Consider the following 22692-nt stretch of genomic DNA (forward strand, 5'->3'; position numbering starts at 1 on the left):
GACGACGGTCGAAGGGATCCTCCAGTCATGGTCACCACCGCTCCCCGCCCCCGCTCCGCCAGCGACGCCGCCGACAAGGCCGCCACCGGTCGCACCCGGGCGCGGCGCTCGAAGGCCGGCGCGATCGCCCCGACCCCGCCCGTCGACTCCCTCGGCTCCGAGGTCGACGCCCGCCTCGACGCGGACGGCGCGCCGAGCGTCGACGTCGCCGCGCTCGGCGAGGTGCTCCTGGGTGCGTGGCGCGAGCAGCGGCTCGCCTCGCGCGCCCTCACCGCCCGCGAGGAGCTGCACCGCGTCGACGGCCTGACGATGGCGGAGCACCGGGCGAACGTCACGCGCCAGATGCACGTCCTCGCCAAGGAGGGCGGCGTGCACCGCGCGTTCCCGGCCGATCTCGGCGGCGAGGCCGACCATGGCGGCAACATCGCCGGCTTCGAGGAGCTGGTCACCGCCGATCCGTCGCTGCAGATCAAGTCGGGCGTGCAGTGGGGGCTCTTCGGCGCCGCCGTGCTGCACCTCGGCACCCGCCCGCACCACGAGAAGTGGCTGCCCGGCATCATGAGCCTCGAGATCCCGGGCGCCTTCGCGATGACCGAGACGGGTCACGGCTCCGACGTCGCCTCGATCGCCACCACCGCGACCTTCGACGAGGAGGCGGGCGACTTCGTCCTGCACACCCCGTTCCGCGCGGCCTGGAAGGACTACCTCGGCAACGCCGCCGTCGACGGGCGCGCCGCGGTCGTCTTCGCGCAGCTCGTGACCCGGGGCGTGAACCACGGCGTGCACGCCTTCTTCGTGCCGCTCCGCGACGAGGAGGGCGCGTTCCTCCCGGGCGTCGGCGGCGAGGACGACGGGCTCAAGGGCGGACTCAACGGCATCGACAACGGCCGCCTGCACTTCGACCAGGTCCGCGTGCCGCGCGAGAACCTGCTCGACCGCTACGGCAGCGTCGCGGCCGACGGCGCCTACTCCTCGCCGATCGCGAGCCCCGGCCGCCGCTTCTTCACCATGCTGGGGACTCTGGTGCAGGGGCGCGTGTCGCTCGACGGCGCCTCCGTCGCCGCCGCGCGCATCGCGCTGACGATCGCCGTCACCTACGGCGACCAGCGCCGCCAGTTCACCGGGGGCGGCGACCGCGAGGAGGTGCTGCTCGACTACCAGCGCCACCAGCGCCGCCTGCTGCCGCGCCTGGCCACGACCTACGCCGCCGGCTTCGCGCACGACAAGCTGCTGAAGGCCTTCGACGACGTCTTCTCGGGCGCGAACGACACGGACGAGTCGCGGCAGGATCTCGAGACGCTCGCCGCGGGCCTCAAGGCGCTGTCGACGTGGCACGCGCTCGACACCCTGCAGGAGGCGCGCGAGGCCTGCGGTGGCGCCGGCTTCCTCGCCGAGAACCGCCTCACGCAGCTCCGGGCCGATCTCGACGTCTACGCGACGTTCGAGGGCGACAACACCGTGTTGCTCCAGCTCGTCGCGAAGCGGCTGCTCACCGACGTGGGCCGGCGCTTCAAGAACGCGCAGCCCGGCGTGCTCGCCCGCTACGCCGTCGAGCAGGTGGCGGAGGCGACCGTCAACAACTCGGGGCTTCGCCGCCTCGCCCAGGTGGTCGCCGACCGCGGGTCGACCGCCCGCTCGGTCGGGCAGCTCCGCGAGGAGCAGCGCGAACTGCTGACCGACCGCGTCGAGAGCATGGTCTCGGGCATCGCCTCGCGCCTGCGCTCCGCGTCGAAGCTGCCGGCCGACGAGGCCGCCCGGCTGTTCAACGCGCACCAGAGCGAGCTCATCGAGGCCGCGCGGGCGCACGCCGAGCTGCTGCAGTGGGAGGCGTTCACCGAGGCGCTCGCCACGATCGAGGACGAGGGGACCCGCACGGTCCTCACCTGGCTCCGCGACCTGTTCGGGCTGGGCCTCGTCGAGAAGCACCTCGACTGGTACCTCATCCACGGCCGCCTGTCGTCGCAGCGCGCGCTCGCCGTCACCTCGTACATCGACCGGCTGCTGGCGCGGATCCGCCCGCACGCCGGCGATCTGGTCGCGGCGTTCGGCTACGGCCCCGAGCACGTCCGCGCGGCGATCGCGACGGGCGCCGAGGCGACCCGCCAGGAGGAGGCGCACGCCTACTTCGAGGCGGCTCGCGCGGCCGGCACCCTCCCGACCCCCGAGAAGGCGCCCCGCCACTGACCGGACTCACGAGGCGTCTCGCGGAGGAGGTCAGCGCTTCAGGTAGGCCAGCGCGGCGTCGCGCTCGGCGCGCAGCTCGAGCACGGACTCGTCGATCTTGGCGCGCGAGTACGCGTCGATCTCGAGGCCCTCGACGATCCGCCACTCGCCGTCGACCGAGCGGACGGGGAACGACGAGATCAGCCCCTCCTCGACCCCGTAGGAGCCGTCGGACTCGACCGCGGCCGACGTCCACTCGGTGCCCGTCACCCAGTCGTGGACGTGGTCGATCGCGGCGGAGGCGGCGGACGCGGCCGACGACGCCCCGCGCACCTCGATGATCTCAGCGCCGCGCTTGGCGACGCGCGGCTCGAACTCGCGGTGCAGCCACTCGGCGTCGACCAGCTCGGTCACCGGCCGGCCGTCGACGCTCGCGTGCGTGACGTCCGGGTACTGCGACGCCGAGTGGTTGCCCCAGATCGTCACGCCGGCGATCGAGTCGACGGGGGCGCCGAGCTTCGCCGCGAGCTGCGCGACGGCGCGGTTGTGGTCGAGGCGTGTCATCGCGGTGAAGCGGCCGGCGGGGATGTCCGGTGCACTCGCGCGGGCGATCCAGGCGTTGGTGTTGGCGGGGTTGCCCACCACGAGCACGCGGACGTCGTCGGCGGCGTGCGCGTTCAGCGCGGCTCCCTGCGGGCCGAAGATGCCGGCGTTGGCGGCGAGGAGGTCGGCGCGCTCCATCCCGGCGCTGCGCGGACGCGCGCCGACCAGCAGGGCGACGCTCGCGCCGTCGAACGCGGCGGCCGGGTCGTCGGTCGCCTCGATGCCGCGCAGGAGTCCGAAGGCGCCGTCCTGCAGCTCGAGCGCCGTGCCGGCGGCCGAGCGGAGGCCCGCGGGGATCTCGAGGAGGTTCAGCCGCACCGGCACGTCCGGGCCGAGGAGCTGACCCGAGGCGATGCGGAACAGGAGCGCGTAGCCGATCGCGCCTCCCGCTCCCGTGACGGTGACGGTGACCGGACTGCGCTGCTGAGTGCCCATGGCGCCGACGCTAGACCGCGGTCCTGCATGCCCGGTCCGAGTCGGGCACCGCCTGATCCGCGGGGGGTGCGGTCGAGGCGCGCAGCACCAGCCGGTTGCGCAGCAGCAGGTGCTCGGTGCCGAGCGTCCCGCCGCCGATCAGCGTCATCAGGGCGCGCGCCGCCGAGCGGCCGACGCGGTGCAGGGGCTGCCGGACCGTCGTGAGGGGCGGCACGATCCGCGCGGCGTCGGGCACGTCGTCGAAGCCGACGACCGAGAGCCGCTCCGGAACCGCGACGCCGAGCTCGCGGGCCACCTCGACGACGGCGATCGCCGACGCGTCGTTGGCGGCGAACACCGCGGTGGGCGGGTCGGCGAGTGCGAGGAACGCGCGGGCCGGCTCGAGCGACGCGTCGTGCCGGTAGTGGCCGACGCCGACCAGCTCGGGGTCGAACGGGATCCCGGCCTCGGCGAGCGCCCGGCGGTAGCCCGCCTCGCGCAGGTGCGCCGACTCGAGGTCGGGGCGGCCGCCGAGCAGGGCGATCCGGCGGTGGCCGAGCTCGACGAGGTGCCGGACCGCGAGCACCGCGCCTCCGAACTCGTCCGCACCGACCGAGGGCAGCTCGGTCTGCGCGATCAGCGGCCCGATCACGACGAGCGGGAGGTCGGGTGAGGAGATCACGGAGGAGGGGGTCACCGCGATCACGCCCTCGACGCGCGCGTCGCGGAAGCGCTGGAGGGAGTCGCGCTCCCAGCCGATCGTGTCGTGGTGGCTCGCCCCGGTGCTCGCGAGCAGATCGAAGCGGGTGCCGCGCAGCGCGGCCGCGACTCCCTTGAGCACCTCCGCGCTGAACGGCTCGAAATCGCAGATCAGGACGCCGATGAGGCCTGGGCCCTCGCGCGTCGCCGCATCGACGGCCGCGTCGTCGCGGACCTTCGCTCGTGGAGCCATGCGGAGGCCATCACCCTTCCGGCGGGCGCTCGGAAGGGCCGCTCCGCCCTGCGCCGGGAATCGAATCGCATCCTTGCAATCGAAAATGTTCCCGGTAACATTGCGGCAAGACTAACTGAGTTTCTCCTCAGCAGTCGAGTGCGATACGTGACGGAGCAGCCTCCCTCTCCTCAGTGCTGACGGGGATCGAGAGCTGCGGCGAGCGACAGGACGCTGTGGAAGCGGCTGCGCAGGCGCCTCTCCGCCGTCACCCGCGCGCCTTTCGACACCCGTCGCGCCAGGTGCCCTCGAGGCACTCCTCCGCGCGTCCATTCCGCAGCAGCGGAGCCGCTCGCCGAGCGCCGCTCCGCGCTCGATCTGATCGGCGACGACGCCGATCGAGGAGGTCCGACCACCCATGAACACGACATCCCCGTCCACGACATCCCCCTCCTGGCTCCTCCGCTCGGCAGCGGCGCTCGCCGGCTGCCTGGTGCTCACCGGAGTCGCCGCCGGCGCGGCCATCGCCGACACGGAGTACGGCGACGAAGGCGTCGACGTCTCCGTCGAGATCAGCCCGATCGATCAGCCCGGCGTGCTCGCGATGACCGTCGCCGGCACCTCCGCGGCGCTGACCGAGACCGGGTCGACCGAGACCGTCCGGCAGTTCACCGGCGCGCTCCCCGCGGTCACCGTGACCGACACCCGCGCGGCGGACGAGATCCCCGAGGGAGCCGGCTGGTACGTGCTCGGCTCGGCGACCGACTTCACCGGCGCCGACGGCCAGGAGCCCATCGGCGCCGACCACCTCGGCTGGACCCCCGAGCTCGTCGACGGCGGGGACTCGGGTCTCGTGGCCGAGGGCGACCAGGTCGACACCGTCCTCGACGAGGGCCCCGACGCCGTCGGCCTCGTCGACCAGGAGCTGCTCGCTCTCGCGGTCGACTCCGCCGCCATCGCGGAGGAGGGCTCGTGGACGGTCACGGCCGGCCTGACCCTGAAGACCGAGGCCGACGTCGCTCCCGGCGCCTACTCCTCCGTGCTCACGCTCTCCCTCTTCGAATGACGACGACGACCCGGGGCGCCGGAGTGAGGGCGCTCGCCGTGACCGCCGTCGGAGCCCTGCTCTCGGCCGGGCTGATCGCCTCGGCGGCACCCGCCGTCGCGGCCGAGCCGTGGTCGCCGCGCCCCTCGTACACCTCGACCGACAGAGGGGACGGCACCTACTCGGTGCCGCTGCTCAACGCGGATGTGCCCGACGTCAGCGTCGAGCGCGTGCCCGCGTCCGAGAACGACGAGGGCCGCGACGTCTACTACATGATCTCGACGACGATGCACCTGAGCCCGGGCGCCCCGATCATGAAGTCCTACGACCTCGTCAACTGGGAGATCGTGAACTACGTCTTCGACCGGCTCGAGATCGGCGACCGGTTCTCGCTGCGCAACGGTCAGAACTCCTACGGCAACGGCCAGTGGGCGTCCTCGCTGAGGTACCACGACGGCCGCTACTACGTGGTGTTCAACACCAACAACCTGGGCGGCTCGTACCTCTACTCGACCGACGACATCGAGAACGGAGCGTGGACCCGCGTGGCTCTGGGGCGCGCGTTCCACGATCCGTCGCTCTTCTTCGACGACGCCGACGGAGGCACGCCCTACATCTTCTACGGCTCCGGCTCGACGAGCGCGGTGAAGCTCAGCGCCGATCTCACCACCGTGGTCGCCGAGTACCCGAACATCCTCCGCACGTCCGACTACCCGGGAGCGTCCTACCTCGGCGGACTGTTCGAGGGAGCGCAGGTGCAGTACATCGACGGGCAGTACTACATCGTGATCATCACCTGGCCCTCCGGTCAGGGCCGCCAGGTCGCGCTGTTCCGCTCGTCGGAGCTGCTCGGACGCTACGCGACCGCGGACGGCAGCAACCCCTACGAGGGCAGAGGAGTCCTGAACTCCAGCGGTTTCGCGCAGGGGAGCCTCGTGCCCATCGCCCGCGAGGACGGCACGACCGACTGGCACGGCATGTTCTTCCGCGACAGCTTCCCGACCGGCCGCATCCCCGGGCTGATCCCGGCGACGTGGAAGGACGGCTGGCCCACCTTCGGCACCGACGGCTCGGTGCCGGTGGGCGGCAGCTTCCCGAAGCCGATCGCGCTCAGCCCCGAGGAGCAGCTCTTCGAGAGCCAGAAGAGCCTCGTCGTCTCGGACGACTTCGACAACGACGCGGCGGCGAAGGCCTACCAGGACGAGGAGTGGACGATCCCGGCGGCGCCGAGCATCGACCCGTCGCTGATCGGCGTCGAGCTCCTGCAGAACCCGGGCGCGGAGTCGGGGACGGCGCCCTGGGCGGGCCAGTTCGGTGCGACGCTGACCGCCGACACGAGCGATCCCGCCTCCGGCGCGGCTGCGCTGCGCGTGAGCGGTCGGACCCTCAACGGCTCGGGACCGAACCAGATCCTCGCCGGCAGGCTCCAGCCCGGAGTGACGTACACGGTCTCGGCCAAGGTGAAGTACACCGCCGGCCCCGCCTCGGTGCGCTTCAACCTCTGCGCCGACTTCGGCTCCGGCCCGCAGACGATGGTCTTCGCGACCGTCCCGCAGGGTCAGTGGACGACGATCACCGGGACCTACACGGTGCCGCAGAACGCGAACGTCTCGAACGTGAAGTTCGCGGTCGAGACCCCGTGGGGCAACCCGCAGCCGGCGTCCTCGAGCGTCGAGTACCTGCTCGACGACGTCTCGATGATCGGCTCCGCGCCGACGACCGAGCTGCCGAGCGCGGCCGAGATCGAGCCCAACGGCTCCCGCCTCGATGCGGCCTGGCAGTGGAACCACGCCCCCGACAACCGCTACTGGTCGCTGACCGACCGGGACGGCTGGCTCCGGCTGACGAACGGCAAGGTGGTGACGGGGAAGTACCTGCACTCGAAGCTGTCGAACTCGCCCGAGCTGACGTGGCTCGAGGAGGCGCGCAACACGCTCTCGCAGCGCATCGTCGCTCCGCAGCAGTCGGCCGAGGCGGCACTGGACGTGTCCGGGATGAAGGACGGGGACGTCGCCGGCCTCGCGGCCTACAACCGCGGCTTCTCGTACGTCGCGGTCAAGCGCGTCGACGGAGTGAGCACGGTCGGAGTCGTGAACCGCAGCCAGCCGTTCGCGCAGACGTTCGACCAGGCCGCCGTCGAGTCGTTCCTGCCGGGGACGACCGCGACCCTGCCCGACGCCGCCGAGGTGCACCTCAAGGCCGACCTCGAGCTGAACGCGCCCGCCGGGCAGCTCTGGACCACCTTCTCGTACAGCCTCGACGGCCTCACCTGGACGAGGCTCGGCGACCGCGTCGGCCCGCAGACGCTCGACGGGACGCTGACCCACTTCATGGGACACCGTCTCGGCCTGTTCAGCTACGCCACGCAGACCACCGGCGGCCACGTCGACGTCGACAGCTTCCTGCTGAGCGACACGCTCTCGTCGGAGGGGAAGGCGCTCGACCGCACGCAGCTCGACGCGGCGATCGAGCACGCCGCGACCCTCCGCGAGGCCGACTACCCGGCCGACGCCTGGACCGCGATGCGGACCGCGCTCGCGAAGGCCGCCGCGGTCACCACCGCCGGCACGCAGAACCAGCTCGACGCCCCCGAGCGCGCGCTCAGCTACCAGCTGGCACGCCTCGGGACGCTGCGAGCGGCGCCCTCGCTCGACGTGACCGCGGAGGCGACCACCCGCTGCATCGCCGGCAGGGTCGTCCTCACCGTGAAGGCGACCAACCGCGACCAGGTGCCCGTCGCTCTCGAGATGACGAGCGCCTCCGGCACGAAGTCGTTCGCCTCGGTGGCCCCCGGCAGGAACGCGAGCCACGCGTTCAGCACCCGGGCGACGAGCGTGCCGGCCGGCGAGGTGACGGTCACCGCGACCGCCACGGTCGACGGCGCACCGGTGACGACCACCGTCCGCGCCGCCCACCCGGCGGCGACCTGCGGGTGATCCTCGCGGGCGCCCGGCCCTCGCGGCCGGTCGCCCGCGACCCCAGACCCGTCGCCGGCGCTCGTCGCCGACGACGATCCACAGCAAGACGCGATCAAGGAGGATTCGTGAGAACTCAACGAGAAGCCGCGCCGAAGGGCCGGCTGCGCGTGAGGCTGCTGGCCACAGCGGCCCTGACAGCACTACTGGTGGCGCCGTTCGCCGCCCAGACCTCGATGGCCGCCGAGCAGGAGCTCATCGTCAACGGCGGCTTCGAGAACGGCGTGGCGAACTGGTTCGTCAACAACGGCAACGCCGCCGACTCCGGCACCCTCGCCACGACGACCGACGCGAAGACCGGCGCGAGCGCCGCTCTCGTGACCGCCCGCACGACGACCGGCTCCGGCGCCATGCAGGACCTGACCGGCAAGGTCTCTGCCGGGCAGACCTACCAGGTGAAGGCGCAGATCAAGTACGAGAACGCGGCCGGACCCGCGACCAAGCAGTTCTTCGCCACGATGCACTACGGCGGAGGCACCTACACGAACCTCGCGAGCGTCACCGCGACGAAGGGCCAGTGGGCGTCGCTCAGCGGCTCGTTCACGATCCCCGCGGGGCAGAGCGTCGCGACCGCGCGCCTCTTCTTCGAGACGCCGTGGACCGCGACTCCGTCGGCCGCGCCCGACACCCACCTGATGGACTACAAGCTCGACGACGTCTCGCTCGTCGGTGCGGCGCCGCCCGCGGCCCCGTCGAAGACCATCGAGGTCGTCGGCAAGCTGCCGGGCGACCACAACCCGCTCATCGGCTGGAAGTTCGGGGCCGACGGCTTCGGCTTCGTCGAGAACGGCCGCGTGTACATGTACATGACGAACGACACCCAGGGCTACGCGCCCGACCCGGTGACGGGCGTCTCTCCGCAGATCAACTACGGGAGCATCAACCAGATCACGGTGATCTCCTCCGACGATCTCGTGAACTGGACCGACCACGGCGAGATCCAGGTCGCCGGCTCCACGGGTGTCGCGCCCTTCACGGGCAACTCGTGGGCGCCCGGCATGGCCAAGAAGACCGTGAACGGAGTGGACAAGTACTTCCTCTACTACGCCAACGGCGGCGGCTCCAGCAACGTGATCACCGGTGACTCGCCGGTCGGCCCGTGGACCAGCCAGCGCACCAGCACGCTGATCAACGACACCACCCCCGGTGCCGACGTCGCGTGGAAGTTCGACCCGGCGCCGCTCGTCGACGACGACGGACGCAACTACCTGTTCTTCGGCGGCGGGCCCGCCTCGACCGCGCTCCCCGCGGCTGAGCGCTTCAACAACCCGAAGAACATCCGCGTGATCGAGCTCGGCGACGACATGATCTCGACCGAGGGAACGGCCGCGGTGGTCGACGCTCCGGTGGCGTTCGAGGCGGCCCAGGTCTTCGAGCGCGAGGGCAAGTACTACCTCTCGTACTCGTCGCACTTCGGCGGCAACGACTTCGGCGGCAACCAGACCCGCGTGCCCGGCTACCCGGGCGGCGGCGAGATCGGCTACATGATCTCGGACGACCCGATGTCGTGGCCCAAGGAGACCTACGCCGGCGTGATGTTCCCCAACCAGAGCCGCTTCTTCGGAGCCGGCACCGGCGGCAACAACCACCAGTCGGTCTTCGAGCTCGGCGGCAAGTACTACTTCACGTACCACGCCCCCACGCTCAACAAGCGGATCAACGGCGACACCACGCAGGGCTACCGCAGCCCGCACATCCAGGAGCTGCAGTTCAACGCTGACGGCACCGTGCAGCAGGTCGTCGGCGACTACGCCGGAGTGGACCAGGTGAAGGACTTCGATCCGTTCCGCACCGTCCCGGCCGAGACCATCGGCTGGAGCAAGGGCATCGCGACCGCACCGCTCGGCACGCCCACCGCGGGCGCGACGCAGAACCTGGTGCTGCGCGACCTCGACAACGGCGACTGGACCGCGCTGTCCTCGGTCGACTTCGGCGACACGGGAGCGGCGACGTTCTCGGCCCGCGCGAAGGCCCTCCAGGCCGGCGGCACCCTCACGGTGCGCCTCGACTCCGAGACCGGACCCGTCGCGGGCACGGTCGCGGTGAACGGCGCCACCGGCGAGTGGGCCGACGTGAGCACCGCGCTCACCGGAGCCACCGGAGTGCACGACGTGTACTTCAGCTACTCCGGCCCGACCGGCGACCTGTTCGAGCTCGACACCTTCGCCTTCACCGAGGGCGAGGCCGCTCCGGCGCTCGATGTCACCGCGACCGCCACCACCCGCTGCATCGCGGGTAAGGCGATCATCACCGCGCAGGCGACCAACGGCAGCGACACCGCCGCCGCCGTGACGATGACGACGGCCTACGGCACCAAGACCTACCCCTCGGTCGCCGCCGGCAAGACCGTGTCGCACGCCTTCACGACGCGCCAGGCGGATCTGCCCGCCGGGTCGGTCACGGTCGGCGCCACGGCCACGATCGACGGCTCGCCCGTCTCGACGGAGGTGAGCGCACCGTACGCGGCACGCCCGTGCAGCTGATCCGCTGATCGGCTGAGGGAGCGCCCTCGACCCTCCGGGGCCGGGGGCGCTCCTGCGTGCGGGGTCCGCTCAGGGGGAGCCCTCCGGGAGCCGCTGCCTCACGAGGAGCGCCCGGGGCGGCGCGTCCGACGATCGGCGGCTCGGAGCCACAGCCCGCCCGCGAGCGCGAGAGCACCGAGGAGGGCGAGACCCGGGAGGCCGTCCACCCCCGTGGCGGCGAGACCGTCGCCCCTCGTCGAACGCTCGCCCGCTCCCGCTCCCACTCCCGCTCCCGCGGAGGAGCCGTCGGTGCTGTCGTCGGGGACGCCCGAGGCGGGTCCGGCACCCGGCCCGCTCCCGAGGGGCGGGCCGTCGTCGGCGACGACCGTCAGCGTGCCGTCGACGTAGTGGACCTCGTAGTCGGGATGCTCGAAGCCGCGGCACTGCACCGCCTCCGGGTAGACGCCCGGCGGGGTCTCGGGCGTGACGTCGACCGTGCAGACCGGGTCGAGGCCGAGCGACGCGAGGGTGTCCGAGTCGATGAGGGGGGAGTACTCGGGAGTGACGACGGGCGGCTCCGACCCCGCGACCATCTCCACATCGGGCCCGAGCACCTCCAGGTACGCCGGATCGATGATCAGCCTCGTGCTCCGCGAGACGTAGCGACCCTCGGAGGGGGTCTCGCCGGAGGCGTTGTAGACGAGGACCCGGTAGAAGGTGCCGTCGTTGCTCATGCGGGTGTTCAGCCGGTACGTGGACGACTGCGCGAGCGGGAGAGGTGTGAAGGTCCGGTCGTCGACCGACGAGTACCACTGGTACCGCACGTCGGGGCTGCCGCTCGCGTCGACGTGCAGGGTCCGGTAGGAGCCCGCAGTGACGCGAGTGGAGCTTCCCCAGTACTCCTGCACGCGGGGCGCGACCTTCTCGACCCCGATGATCTGGGTCGCCCTCTCGGCGGGCGGGAAGAACGCTCGTCCCGCCTGGTCGGCGTGGACGGCGCACTCGCCGGAGAAGGGGAGGTCGATGGTCGCGGTGAACTCCACCCGGCCGTCCTCGCTCACGGTGCACCACGGGCTGTCCGGGTCGGTGGAGAACACGACCGGCTCGCCCGACGCGCCACCGGAGGCGTCCACGTCGTACGCCTCGCCGACCCGCCCCGGAGTCGGCGGCTCCGACTCGAAGCGGATCTCCTGGGTCACCGCGTCGACGGTGAGGGTGGCGGGTCGGTAGTCGATGTCGTAGCGCGGCGAGCTCTGACCCGAGCACTCGACGGGGTACGTGCCGGGCGGCAGCTCGCGATCGGCGGAGGGGCGGGAGTCGCAGCGCAGATCGCCGCGGAGGGAGTCGGGGCCGTCCCCCAGCCGGAAGCCCTCGTCACCGGTCCCGTAGTCGGCCTCGAACGCGGGGGCGTCGGTGCCGTAGTCCATCCGCGCGTCTCGGGCGGTCACGGTGAGCGGAGCCGGGAGCACGGTGAGCTCGGCGGTGTCGGAGGAGCTCTCCCCGAAGACGCTGACGGCGACGGCGCGGAACCGGGTGCCCGTGTCGGTGCGGGTCGGCGGCTGGTACCGGGGGCCGGTGGCCCCCGCGATGTCCTCGAAGGGCGAGCCTGCTCCCGCCGACCGCTGCCACCGGAGCGAGGTGCGGGGTCCGTCCGCGATCTCGACCGAGAGGGCGGCCGGGGTGTCTCCGTAGGTGATGACGGACGACTCCGGCTGGGTGGTGAAGACCGGGGCGCCTGCCGGGCGCACGACGACGAGCACGTCGGCCGTGCTCGGCCGGACGTCCTCGGTGCGCGAGGAGGAGCCCGAGTACGCGGCGGTGACGCGGACCGCCCCGGTCTGCGGGAAGCTCGCCGCCGCAGTGGCGCGGCCGTCGACGACCGGCACTCGGGCGATCGCCGACGGCGCCTCCGACCCGTCCGTCGGCGCGCTCGTGAACGTCAGCTCGCCCCCCTCGACCGGGCGGCCGTCGCCCCGGGTCACCGTGGCGCTCAGGCCGACGTCGTCGCCGGCGTAGGGAGTCGACGGAGAGGCCTCGACCACCGTCGTCGTCGGCACGACGGCCGCGACCTCGACGGACTGGGCGGCGGAGGCGCTGCTCGAGAGGAACCCGACGCGCTCGGCGTCCCCGCCCGGATAGCGCACCTGCACGCTGAGCTCGCCGGCGGGCCGGACGCCGAGAGGGATCTCCGCCGTGCCGTTCGAGAGGGTCCCGGTCAGCACGTCGCCGCCCGTGCGGAGCTCGACCGCGCCCACGGGCACGGGTCCGCCGTCGACGCCGGTCACGCGGACGATCGCGACGAGCTCGTCGGACACGTAGGCGGGGGACGGGGCGATCGTCACCGTCGTGACCGTCGGGTAGAGCGGGACGACCTCCACGTTCGGACCGTCCTGATCGGTGCTGCCGTTGCGCAGCGTGCCCGAGCGCTGCTGGTCGGTCGGCGGGTTCGGCGAGATGTAGGGCGGGAGGTAGTTCGCCCCGCCGCCGCCGCCTCCCGAGCCGCCGTTGGTGCCGCCACCGCCGCCTCCGCCCCCGTAGAGGCCGCCTCCGCCGCCGCCCGCGTACGCGGAGACGATGGCGGCGGTGCCCGCCCGGCCGCCGGCGAGGTAGGTGCCCGGAGCGCCGGCGGTGCCGGAGTCGAAGAATCCGCTGTAGCCGGCCGCACCGCCGGCGCCGCCGCCCGAGGGGGTCCCGGAGGTGCCGCCGGCCCCGTCGCGGGCGTCGTTGGCGCCTCCGTCGCCGCCCTTGGACCCCGGTGCACCGCCGGAGCCGCCGGTGGAGCCGGAGGAGTGGTCGCCGGCGTCGCCGCCGCCCCCGCCGCCCCCGGCGACCGCCAGGAAAGCGTCCTTCGGGAACGCGGACGCGGGGCTGCCGCCGCCCGGGCAGTAGGGCGCGGGGTCGATCGTCGAGACGAAGGAGCCGTTGCCGCCGCTCCCCGAGTAGGTCCGGGAACCCCCGGGGAGCAGCGTCGATCCGCCGGCCAGCCAGAGGCGCTGACCGGGGAGCACCTGCACGACCGCCTCGGTGACGCCGGCGGCTCCTGCGGATCCGGGAGCGGGCCTCCTGGCGGTGTCGACTCCCGCCTGGCCCTTCTGGCCGATCACGAGCATCCGCGCGAAGTGCACTCCGGCCGGGATGTCGACGACCGCGGTCGCGCAGAGGGCGTCGGGCTCGGCCGTCGGCTCGTCCGCCTGCGCCGCCGGGGCGAGCGCCACCGCGGCGACGAGACCGAGGATCAGCGCTCCCGAGAGCACGGCGGCGGTCGGTCTCGGGAAGCGGGGACGCGTTCGGTTCACGGTGCAGGCTCTCAGCCCGGTGGGCCGGGCGCACGCCCCCCGTTAAGGCTCGGAGTCAGTGACCGCGCGCGATCCACTCCTCGCGGTGCGGCGCCTCCGCCCCGATCGTCGTCGACTGCCCGTGCCCCGTGAGGACGACGGTCTCGGCGGGCAGCGAGAGCAGCCGGTCGGTGATCGACTCGATGATCGTCGGGAAGTCGCTGTACGAGCGGCCGGTGGCGCCCGGTCCGCCCTGGAAGAGGGTGTCGCCGGTGAAGACCGTGCCGAGGTCGGCGGCGACGAAGCAGACGGCGCCCGGCGAGTGGCCCGGGGTGTGCCGCACCTCGAGGTCGATGCCGGCGACCGGCACGACCTGCCCGTCGACGAGGCCGCCGGTCGGCGCGGTGTCCGGGTAGACGGCGTCCCAGAGCACCCGGTCGCCCTCGTGCAGCAGCACCGGTGCCCCGGTCGCCGCGCGCACCGCCGCGACGGCGTCGATGTGGTCGTCGTGCGCGTGGGTCAGCAGGACGGCCAGGAGCGTGCGGTCGCCGACGGCCGCGAGGATCGCGTCGGCGTCGTGGGCGGCGTCGATGACCACGCACTCGGAGTCGTCGCCGACGATCCAGACGTTGTTGTCGACGTCCCAGGTGCCGCCGTCGAGGCTGAACGTGCCGCTGGTGACGAGGTTCTCGATGCGGGCGGCCATCAAAGCACCACCACCGAGCGCAGCACGTCGCCGCCGGCCATCGTCGCGAAGGCCTGCTCGACGTCGGTGATGCCGATCCGCTCGGTCACGAACTCGTCGAGCGGCAGCCGGCCCTGGAGGTAGAGGTCGGTGAGCATCGGGAAGTCGCGCTCGGGCAGGCAGTCGCCGTACCAGCTCGACTTCAGCGAGCCACCGCGGCCGAAGACGTCGAGGAGGGGGATCTCGAGCAGCATCTCGGGAGTGGGAACGCCCACCAGCACGACGGTGCCGGCGAGGTCGCGGGCGTAGAACGCCTGGCGCCACGTCTCCGGCCGGCCGACGGCGTCGATCACCACGTCGGCGCCGAACCCGTTCGTGAGCTCCTGCACCGCGGAGACGACGCCCGCCTCGTCGAGTCCGCTCGAGTCGATCACGTGGGTGGCGCCGAGCCTCTTCGCGGCGACGAGCTTCTTGGGGTCGCGGTCGACGGCGATGACGGTGCTCGCCCCGGCGAGCGCCGAGCCGACGACGGCGGCCGTGCCGACGCCTCCGCAGCCGATCACCGCGACGGAGTCGCCGCGGCCGACGTTCCCCGTGTTCATCGCCGCGCCCAGCCCGGCCATGATGCCGCAGCCGAGCAGGCCCACCGCGGCGGGGTCCGCCTCCGGATCGACCTTCGTGCACTGCTTGGCGTGCACGAGCGTCTTCTCGGCGAACGCGCCGATCCCGAGCGCGGGGCTGAGCTCGGTGCCGTCGACGAGGGTCATCCTCTGCGTCGCGTTGAAGGTGTTGAAGCAGTACCAGGGCTCGGCGCGGACGCAGGCGCGGCACTCGCCGCAGACCGCGCGCCAGTTGAGCACGACGAAGTCGCCGACCGCCACGTTGGTGACGCCCTCGCCGATCGCGCTGACCCGTCCGGCGGCCTCGTGGCCGAGGAGGAACGGGAAGTCGTCGCTGATCCCGCCCTCGCGGTAGTGGAAGTCGGTGTGGCACACGCCGCACGTCTCGATGTCGACGACGGCCTCGCCGGGTCCGGGGTCGGGGACGACGATGTCGACGAGCTCGACGGGAGCCCCCTTCGACCGGGCGATGACGCCGCTCACAGTGGTGGGCATGGGGGCTCCTTCGGCGGGGCGGGTGGTGCGGGGATCCGCTCCACAGTACCGACCGGGGGCGGGGACCAGGGCAGCCTCCCCTCGCTGGCGCTGCCGTGCCCGCAGTGCTTGCATGGCGCCATGACCTCCGTGTCCGCACCACCTCCAGGGGCCCATCCCGACGAGCCGCACGACACCTCGGTCTCGGGCCGCCTCAACTGGCTGCGGGCCGGCGTGCTCGGCGCCAACGACGGCATCGTCTCGGTCGCCTCCCTCGTCGTCGGAGTCGCGGGGGCGACCGCGGCGACCCCGGCCATCCTCACGGCCGGTGCCGCGGGACTCATCGGCGGCGCGATCTCGATGGCGCTCGGCGAGTACGTCTCGGTCAGCAGCCAGAGCGACAGCCAGCGCGCGCTGATCGCGAAGGAGCGCCGCGAGCTCGCGGAGGAGCCGGAGGCGGAGCTCGCCGAGCTGGCGGGGCTGTACGAGGCGAAGGGCCTCACTCCCGACACCGCGCGCCGGGTCGCCTCGGAGCTGACCGCTCACGACGCCCTCTCGGCGCACCTCGAGACCGAGCTCGGCCTCCGCGAGGACGGTGTGGCGAGCCCGCTCGCCGCCGCCGGGGCCTCCGCCCTCGCCTTCACGGCCGGAGCGCTGCTGCCGCTGCTGGCGATCCTGCTGCCGCCCGCGTCGATCCGTGTCCCGATCACGTTCGCCGTCGTCCTGCTCGCCCTCGCGATCACCGGCTACCTCAGCGCCCGGATCGGCGGCAGCCCGCCCGCACGGCCGACGATCCGCGTCGTCGTGGGAGGCGCGCTGGCGCTCGCCGCGACGTTCGCGATCGGCTCACTGCTGGGCACGACGGGCGTGGTCTGATGCCCCACGTCCTCCTGGTCGAGGACGACCCCGAGATGGGCGTGCTCGTGCAGCGGGGTCTCCGCGAGGAGGGGTACGAGGTGACCCTCGTCGACAACGGCGTCGACGCGCTGATCGCCTTCGCGAACGAGCGGCTCGACGTCGCGGTCATCGACGTGATGCTGCCGCGGATGAGCGGCTTCGAGGTGTGCCGGCGTATCCGCGACACGGGCAGTGCTCTGCCTGTCGTCCTGATCACCGCCCGCGACGCCGTCGAGGACCGCATCTTCGGCCTCGACTCCGGCGCCGACGACTACGTGACCAAGCCGTTCCACTTCGGCGAGCTCAGCGCCCGGATCCGCGCCCAGGTGCGCCGCCTCGCCAGCACTCCGCAGCCCGTCGTGCACGCGGGAGACGTCCGGCTCGACGCTCTCGCCGTGCGCGCGACCGTGCGCGATCGGCCCTTCGCGCTGAGCGTCAAGGAGTTCACCCTGCTGCGCCTGCTCGCCGTGCACCTCGGCGAGACGCTCTCGCGCCCCGCGATCCTCGACGAGGTGTGGGGCTCGGCCGAGAACTTCGAGCCGACCATCGTCGACCAGTACGTGAGCTATCTGCGCAAGAAGCTCGACGTCGCCGAGGCGGGCCTTCGGATCGTCACGGTGCGCGGCGCCGGCTACCGGCTCGAGACCCTCTGATGCCGGCGCTGCGCTCCCTCTCCATCCGCGCCCGGATCACGCTGGGGAGCGTGGTGGTCGCGCTGCTCGCCGCGATCGTGCTCGCGCTGGTGCTGCAGGGGCAGTTCGTCAGCATCGTGCGCCAGTCGGAGGCGACCCTCGCCGAGGCGGATCTCGCCGCCTACGAGAGCGACCTGCGCACCAATCCGACCGAGACTCCTGACCAGCCGACCTCGGGGATCCTCGTCTCCCTCAGGGCGCCCGACGGGGACGTGCCGGTCGACACGATGCCGCACGACATCCACGAGGTGATCGAGCGCGCTCCGGGGTCGGACGATGTCCGCGTGATCGAGACCGACGAGGACGTCCGCTTCACGCTCGTGTCGCGCACCCTCGACACGAGTGCCGGCACCTGGGAGCTGTGGGCCGCTCGCAGCGGAGCCGCCGGAGACCTGACGGTGCAGGCTCTCGACCGCACCCTGCTCGTCGGCGCGGGGCTCCTCGTGGTCGTCTTCGGCTCCTCGGCCTGGCTGCTGACGACAGTGGCGCTGCGCCCCGTGGCCCGGATGCGGCGCACCGCGCAGTCGCTCAGCGACCGTCCCGGTGGCGACCAGCTGCCCGTCGGACCGGCGCGCGATGAGCTCTCCGATCTGGCGGCGACCCTCAACGACTTCATCGTGCGGATGCGCGACACGGCCCAGCGCGAGCGCGAGATGGTCTCGGCGGCGAGTCACGAGCTGCGCACGCCCCTGGCCGTCGCGATCACGCAGCTCGAGCTCGCGCACCGCCACTTCGGCGATGCGGCGGCCCTCGAGCGCGAGATCCGGGCGGCCGAGGGCTCGATGGGACGGCTCTCGGCGCTCGCCGACAACCTGCTCGAGCTCTCGCGTCTGGATGCCGGGGCGTCGACGCCTGTCTCCTCCACCGCGGCCCAGCTCGAGACCGAGGTGATGGCCGCCGTCGACCGGATGCGACTGATGGCCGGGCCCGACGGCCCCGACGTCGAGCTGGCCACCGGGATCGAGCATCCCGACGCCCGCTACCCGCTCTCGGCGACCGCTGTCGGCCGGATCCTCGACAACCTCGGGGCGAACGCGCTCGCCGCGACCCCGCCCGACGGGCGGATCGAGCTCGGCGTGCGCCAGGAGGGGCGCACCGCCGTCGTCACGGTCGTCGACACCGGCAGGGGCATGCCCGAGTCGTTCGTCCCGCGTGCCTTCGAACGGTTCTCGCGCCCCGACGAGGCCCGGGCGGCGAGCGACGGGGGCAGCGGTCTCGGCCTCGCGCTGGTGCAGGCCCTCATCAGCGACGCCTCCGGCTCGGTGACGATCGCGAACCGGCCGGGCGGTGGCGTCGTCGTGACCGCGACGCTGCCCGAGCAGCTGAACGTGTGAGCCCTCGAACACTCCGCCCCCGGTTTCTCCGGGCCTGCGTCGAGGCGCCGCCGCGACGGTGGAGGCGCATGATCCTGAACCGCTGATCACGCCCGACCCGAAGGGACGTCGAGATGAGCACCGCGACCCCGCACCGCACCGGCGCAGCACCGTCCGTCCTGCCCGCGCGCCCCGACCGACTCCGCGCCTACCGCTCGAGGATGCGCGCCGCCGACGCCCTGGTCGCCGCCGCGTGGACCTCGGTGGCACTCGCCGTCTCGCTCCTGCTCGCCTCCGGAGGCCTCGCGAGCGTCAGGGACCTCCCCTCGGCGGTCAGTGCGTCGGGCATCGTCGCGGGGCTCGTCGGCACCGACCTGCTCCTGGTCATGCTCGTGCTGGCCGCGCGCGTCCCGTGGATCGACCGCACCTTCGGCCAGGACGCCGCGATGGCCCTGCACCGGCGGCTCGGCAAGCCGGCCCTGTACCTGATCCTCGGCCACGGCCTTCTGCTCACTCTCGGCTACGCGCTCACCGACGGCGTCTCGCTGTGGCAGGAGACCCTCTCGCTCTCCTCGGGCACCGACATGCTCCTCGCGCTCCTCGCGACGACGCTGCTCGTGCTCGTGGTGGTCACCTCTCTCGTCGCGGTGCGCCGGCGCTTCGCCTATGAGGCGTGGCACGCGATCCACCTGCTCAGCTACGCGGCCGTGCTCGTCGCGGTGCCGCACCAGCTGTCGGCGGGACAGGTCCTCGCGGAGGGCTCCGGCCAGCGGGTCTACTGGATCGCCCTCTACGCGCTCGCGTTCGGCTCTGTCGCCTGGTTCCGCTTCGCCCGGCCCGTGGTGCTGACCCTCCGCCACCGCATCACGGTGGAGTCGGTCGAGACGATCGCCCCCGGCGTGTTCTCGCTCCATCTCGCCGGGCGCGATCTGCGCCGCCTCGGTGCGACCGGCGGGCAGTACGCGATCTGGCGGTTCTGGAGCCGCGGAACCTGGTGGCACGCCCACCCCGTCTCGTTCTCGGCCGTCCCGACCGACGATCACGCACGGATCACCGTCCGCGAGCTCGGAGCGGGAACCTCGCGCCTCTCGCGCCTGCGCCCGGGGACGAGCGTCTCGATCGAGGGCCCCTACGGAGTCTTCACCGAGGTCGCCCGCACGGCGCCGAAGCTCGCGATCGTCGCCGCCGGCATCGGGGTCACTCCCGCCCGTGCTCTGCTCGAGCACGCGGAGCTCGAGCCGGGAGAGGCGACGGTGCTGCTCCGCGCGACCGATGACACGCAGACCTACCTGTGGGACGAGATGCAGCGGCTCGTGCGCGCGAGCGGCGGGCAGCTCTTCGGCATGGTCGGCGCGCGTCCCGCCGGGACGGCCACCTGGATGTCGGCCGAGTCGGTCGCGCGCGGGGTCACCCTCTCCTCGGCGATCCCCTCGCTGCTCGAGGCCGACCTCTTCGTCTGCGGGCCGTCGGCCTGGGCCGACCTCGTGATCCGCGATGCACGCCTCGCCGGACTGCCCGAACGGCAGATCCACGTGGAGAGGTTCGACTGGTGAGGGCCCGCGCTGCTCTCGCGAGCGTCCTCGCCTCCACCGCCGTGCTGATCGGCGGGTGGGAGCTGGGGACGGCGGGGACCACCGATGCGCCGGTCGCGGCACAGCCCACGGCTCCGACCACGCCCGCGCCGGCGTCGTCTGCGGCGCCGTCTGCTTCCGCTGCGCCGTCCGCTTCCGCTGCGCCGTCTGCTTCCGCTGCGCCGTCTGCTTCCGCTGCGCCGTCCGCTTCCGCTGCGCCGGCGGCACCGTCGTCCGCGGCCGACGGCACCTACACCGGCACCTCCGAGTCGACCCGCTTCGGCTCCGTGCAGGTGCAGATCACCGTCTCGGGAGGCTCGATCACCGACGTCACCGCGCTGCACCTCACCGACAGGGACGGCCGCTCGGTCTCGATCTCGAACAGGGCCGCGCCGATCCTCCGCTCGGAGGTGCTCGCCGCGCAGTCGGCGGACGTGCAGTCGGTGAGCGGGGCCACCTACACGAGCGACGCCTATGTCGGCTCGCTGCAGTCGGCGATCGATCAGGCCGGCCTGTGATCCGCACGTTCGACACCATGGGCACGGTGGCCTCCCTCCGTGCCCCGGAGAGCGCGCCGGCCGCGGCGATCGAGGCGGTCTTCGATGCTCTCGAACGGCGGTTCAGCCTCTACCTCCCGCAGTCCGAGGCGAGCCGCATCGCCCGCGGCGAGCTCGCCCTCCCCGCTGCGAGCGTGGCGATGCGGGAGGCGTACGCCGAGGCGCTCGCCTGGCGCACGGCGACCGACGGCGCCTTCACCCCGCACCGCCCCGACGGCGTCGTCGACCTGTCCGGCACGATCAAGGCGCAGGCGATCCGCGCCGCCGGCCGCCTCCTCGACTCCGCGGGCTGCACCGACTGGCTGCTCGCGGTCGGCGGGGACGTCCTCGGTCGGGGCGGTGCCGGAGGCGGACCCTGGTCGGTCGGCATCGTCGACCCCGCCGACCGCACCGGACTGCTGTGCGCGGTGCCGCTCTCCGCGGAGCTCCGCGCGGTCGCCACCTCCGGGACCGCCGAGCGCGGCGAGCACGTCTGGCGTCGCCCGACCGAGCCCTGTGCCGCGACCTTCCGGCAGGTGAGCGTCGTCGCTCCCGACATCCTCACCGCCGACGTCCTCGCGACGGCGGTCCTCGCCGGCGGCCGCCCGAGCCTCGACTCCGCTCTGGAGCGCTACGACATCGACGTGCTGGCCTGCACGACCGAGGGTGGGCTGGTGGTCTCGGATCGCCTCCGCGGGATCGTGTCCGTGGTCTGAGCCGACCCGCGGACGGCAGGCGCAGCCGCTGCCGCGGGTTACCGTGGTGCGTGGCTCCTCGATCCCGCGCCGTCCCGGCCCTCGCGCTCGCCGCTCTGCTCGCCGTGACGGCGGGGTGCGCTGCGACCGCGCAGGAGCCGCCCGCCGACTGCGTCGTGCGCCCCGCGGCCGAGATCGTCCCCGAGCAGGGAGCGCTGTTCGGGGTGAACCTCGACTGGGGATCGCAGACGATCGAGGAGTACTCGCGCGAGCTGGGGCAGCGTCCGGCGGTCGCCGTCGCGTTCGCCGACGTCCCGTTCACCGACGCGGAGCGCGACGAGGTGCGGTCGGCCGCTGCCCAGCTGCGGGTGAGCGGCGGCACGCTCCTGCTCACCCTCGAGTCGATCGACGGGCTCGCGGCGGTCACGGACGACGTGGCGGCCGACATCGCGGAGCTGGCGGCCTCGGTCAACGCGACCGGCGTCCCGGTGGTCATCCGCTTCGCGCACGAGATGAACGGCTCCTGGTACGCGTGGGGACAGCAGCCCGCCGCCTATGTCGAGACCTTCCGGAGGGTCGCCGCCGCGGTCCACGCCGGTGCGCCCGGTGCCGCGATGATGTGGGCGCCGAACAACGCCGACGGCTACCCGTTCGAGGGCGGAGTCGCCGCCGCAGAGCCGGGGACGGCCGACTTCGCCCTGCTCGACACGACCGGCGACGGCGTGCTCAGCCTCGACGACGATCCCTACGCGCCGTACTACCCGGGCGACGACGCCGTCGACTGGGTCGGCATGTCGCTCTACCACTGGGGGTCGGCCCACCCGTGGGGCGAGAACGAGATGCCGGAGGAGGGCAAGTTCGCCGCCCAGCTCACCGGCACGTACGACGGCGCGGCCGGCGACGAGACCGCGGCTCCCGACTTCTACCAGACCTACGGAGTCGAGCACGGCAAGCCGGTGGCCGTCCCCGAGACGGCGGCGCTCGTGGTGCCCCGCGGTGATCCGGAGGGGGAGCTCGCGATCAAGCGGGCCTGGTGGCAGCAGGTGCTCTCGGCCGAGACCGCGGCCCGCTTCCCGGAGCTGAAGATGATCAACTGGTTCGAGTGGGAGAAGTTCGAGCCCGAGGTCCAGGACGAGGTGTCCTGGTCGGTGGTCGAGGATCAGGAGACGCGGCGCGCGTTCCGGGCGGACCTCCCCGACGGGCTGGTCTACTCCGACCTCTCCTCCCGGTGCACGGGAGCTCCCGTCGCCGGCTGATCCCGCGCGCCCGACGCCTCCCCCGTCCGGGGTACGCCAAAGCTGAGCGCTCCGGCGACGGGCCGGGGGGCTGTGGAGCGACCGA

Annotated in this window: 16 protein-coding genes; 11 read left to right on the top strand and 5 right to left on the bottom strand. The window is 72.9% G+C overall.

The window, feature by feature from the left end; all coding sequences use genetic code 11:
* Positions 1-27: 27 nt before the first annotated feature.
* Positions 28-2184: an acyl-CoA dehydrogenase gene (locus GSU68_RS02595; protein ID WP_159905564.1), complete on the top strand. Its 2157-nt coding sequence runs from the start codon at positions 28-30 to the stop codon at positions 2182-2184.
* A 30-nt stretch (positions 2185-2214) separates the two neighbouring features.
* Here the strand turns inward: GSU68_RS02595 and GSU68_RS02600 are convergent, their stop codons facing one another.
* Both GSU68_RS02600 and GSU68_RS02605 read right to left on the bottom strand, forming a co-directional pair.
* A complete protein-coding gene (locus GSU68_RS02600) occupies positions 2215-3201 on the bottom strand; it encodes a malate dehydrogenase (protein WP_159905565.1) in 987 nt (328 codons plus the stop codon).
* Positions 3202-3211: 10 nt separating this feature from the next.
* Complete coding sequence (locus GSU68_RS02605; protein WP_159905566.1) at positions 3212-4132, bottom strand: substrate-binding domain-containing protein; 921 nt, start codon at positions 4130-4132, stop codon at positions 3212-3214.
* A gap of 397 nt (positions 4133-4529) precedes the next feature.
* On the opposite strand from GSU68_RS02605, the gene GSU68_RS02610 reads away from it, so the two are divergent.
* The 3 genes from GSU68_RS02610 to GSU68_RS02620 all read left to right on the top strand — a co-directional run bounded on the left by GSU68_RS02610 (position 4530) and on the right by GSU68_RS02620 (position 10614).
* The gene (locus GSU68_RS02610; protein WP_159905567.1) at positions 4530-5177 is read left to right on the top strand and encodes a hypothetical protein; all 648 of its coding nucleotides are present in this window, start codon (positions 4530-4532) and stop codon (positions 5175-5177) included.
* Entirely contained in the window at positions 5174-8092 is a 2919-nt protein-coding gene (locus GSU68_RS02615; protein ID WP_159905568.1) for a family 43 glycosylhydrolase, read from the top strand. The genes GSU68_RS02610 and GSU68_RS02615 overlap by 4 nt, the downstream gene beginning before the upstream one ends.
* Before the next feature lie 107 nt (positions 8093-8199).
* Entirely contained in the window at positions 8200-10614 is a 2415-nt protein-coding gene (locus GSU68_RS02620) for a family 43 glycosylhydrolase (RefSeq protein ID WP_208544638.1), read from the top strand.
* A gap of 98 nt (positions 10615-10712) precedes the next feature.
* On the opposite strand, the gene GSU68_RS20030 is transcribed toward GSU68_RS02620, so the two are convergent.
* The 3 genes from GSU68_RS20030 to GSU68_RS02635 are packed head-to-tail and all read right to left on the bottom strand — an operon-like array spanning position 10713 to position 15668.
* Positions 10713-13889, bottom strand: coding sequence for an MBG domain-containing protein (locus tag GSU68_RS20030; RefSeq protein ID WP_159905569.1), 3177 nt, complete (start codon positions 13887-13889; stop codon positions 10713-10715).
* A 55-nt stretch (positions 13890-13944) separates the two neighbouring features.
* Complete coding sequence (locus GSU68_RS02630; RefSeq protein ID WP_159905570.1) at positions 13945-14574, bottom strand: MBL fold metallo-hydrolase; 630 nt, start codon at positions 14572-14574, stop codon at positions 13945-13947.
* On the bottom strand, positions 14574-15668 hold the full coding sequence (locus tag GSU68_RS02635) for an S-(hydroxymethyl)mycothiol dehydrogenase (RefSeq protein ID WP_159905571.1): 1095 nt from the start codon (positions 15666-15668) through the stop codon (positions 14574-14576). The genes GSU68_RS02630 and GSU68_RS02635 overlap by 1 nt, the downstream gene beginning before the upstream one ends.
* A 120-nt stretch (positions 15669-15788) precedes the next feature.
* On the opposite strand from GSU68_RS02635, the gene GSU68_RS02640 reads away from it, so the two are divergent.
* From GSU68_RS02640 to GSU68_RS02670, 7 genes are all read left to right on the top strand, one after another.
* Positions 15789-16523 (top strand): VIT1/CCC1 transporter family protein, encoded by a 735-nt coding sequence (locus GSU68_RS02640; RefSeq protein ID WP_159905572.1) that lies wholly within the window; start codon positions 15789-15791, stop codon positions 16521-16523.
* Positions 16523-17197, top strand: a complete 675-nt coding sequence (locus GSU68_RS02645) for a response regulator transcription factor (RefSeq protein ID WP_159905573.1) — start codon at positions 16523-16525, stop codon at positions 17195-17197. Before GSU68_RS02640 ends, GSU68_RS02645 begins: the two co-directional genes overlap by 1 nt.
* Entirely contained in the window at positions 17197-18570 is a 1374-nt protein-coding gene (locus tag GSU68_RS02650; protein ID WP_159905574.1) for a HAMP domain-containing sensor histidine kinase, read from the top strand. Before GSU68_RS02645 ends, GSU68_RS02650 begins: the two co-directional genes overlap by 1 nt.
* A gap of 113 nt (positions 18571-18683) precedes the next feature.
* Positions 18684-20102, top strand: coding sequence for a ferric reductase-like transmembrane domain-containing protein (locus GSU68_RS02655; RefSeq protein WP_159905575.1), 1419 nt, complete (start codon positions 18684-18686; stop codon positions 20100-20102).
* A complete protein-coding gene (locus GSU68_RS02660; protein ID WP_159905576.1) occupies positions 20099-20638 on the top strand; it encodes an FMN-binding protein in 540 nt (179 codons plus the stop codon). The genes GSU68_RS02655 and GSU68_RS02660 overlap by 4 nt, the downstream gene beginning before the upstream one ends.
* Positions 20635-21372, top strand: coding sequence for an FAD:protein FMN transferase (locus GSU68_RS02665; protein ID WP_244259365.1), 738 nt, complete (start codon positions 20635-20637; stop codon positions 21370-21372). Before GSU68_RS02660 ends, GSU68_RS02665 begins: the two co-directional genes overlap by 4 nt.
* 50 nt (positions 21373-21422) lie before the next feature.
* Positions 21423-22607, top strand: coding sequence for a glycosyl hydrolase (locus GSU68_RS02670; RefSeq protein ID WP_244259366.1), 1185 nt, complete (start codon positions 21423-21425; stop codon positions 22605-22607).
* The last annotated feature ends 85 nt before the right edge of the window (positions 22608-22692 follow it).

It is taken from the genome of Rathayibacter sp. VKM Ac-2759 (assembly GCF_009834225.1).
Classification (GTDB): Bacteria; Actinomycetota; Actinomycetes; order Actinomycetales; family Microbacteriaceae; genus Rathayibacter.

Excerpts from the sequence above, each read along its gene's own strand:
- GSU68_RS02600 (WP_159905565.1), bottom strand. The coding sequence starts at position 3,201 with ATGGGCACTCAGCAGCGCAGTCCGGTCACCGTCACCGTCACGGGAGCG.
- GSU68_RS02650 (WP_159905574.1), top strand. The coding sequence starts at position 17,197 with ATGCCGGCGCTGCGCTCCCTCTCCATCCGCGCCCGGATCACGCTGGGG.
- GSU68_RS02595 (WP_159905564.1), top strand. The coding sequence starts at position 28 with ATGGTCACCACCGCTCCCCGCCCCCGCTCCGCCAGCGACGCCGCCGAC.
- GSU68_RS02635 (WP_159905571.1), bottom strand. The coding sequence starts at position 15,668 with ATGCCCACCACTGTGAGCGGCGTCATCGCCCGGTCGAAGGGGGCTCCC.
- GSU68_RS02655 (WP_159905575.1), top strand. The coding sequence starts at position 18,684 with ATGAGCACCGCGACCCCGCACCGCACCGGCGCAGCACCGTCCGTCCTG.
- GSU68_RS02615 (WP_159905568.1), top strand. The coding sequence starts at position 5,174 with ATGACGACGACGACCCGGGGCGCCGGAGTGAGGGCGCTCGCCGTGACC.
- GSU68_RS02610 (WP_159905567.1), top strand. The coding sequence starts at position 4,530 with ATGAACACGACATCCCCGTCCACGACATCCCCCTCCTGGCTCCTCCGC.
- GSU68_RS02645 (WP_159905573.1), top strand. The coding sequence starts at position 16,523 with ATGCCCCACGTCCTCCTGGTCGAGGACGACCCCGAGATGGGCGTGCTC.
- GSU68_RS02630 (WP_159905570.1), bottom strand. The coding sequence starts at position 14,574 with ATGGCCGCCCGCATCGAGAACCTCGTCACCAGCGGCACGTTCAGCCTC.
- GSU68_RS02605 (WP_159905566.1), bottom strand. The coding sequence starts at position 4,132 with ATGGCTCCACGAGCGAAGGTCCGCGACGACGCGGCCGTCGATGCGGCG.
- GSU68_RS02640 (WP_159905572.1), top strand. The coding sequence starts at position 15,789 with ATGACCTCCGTGTCCGCACCACCTCCAGGGGCCCATCCCGACGAGCCG.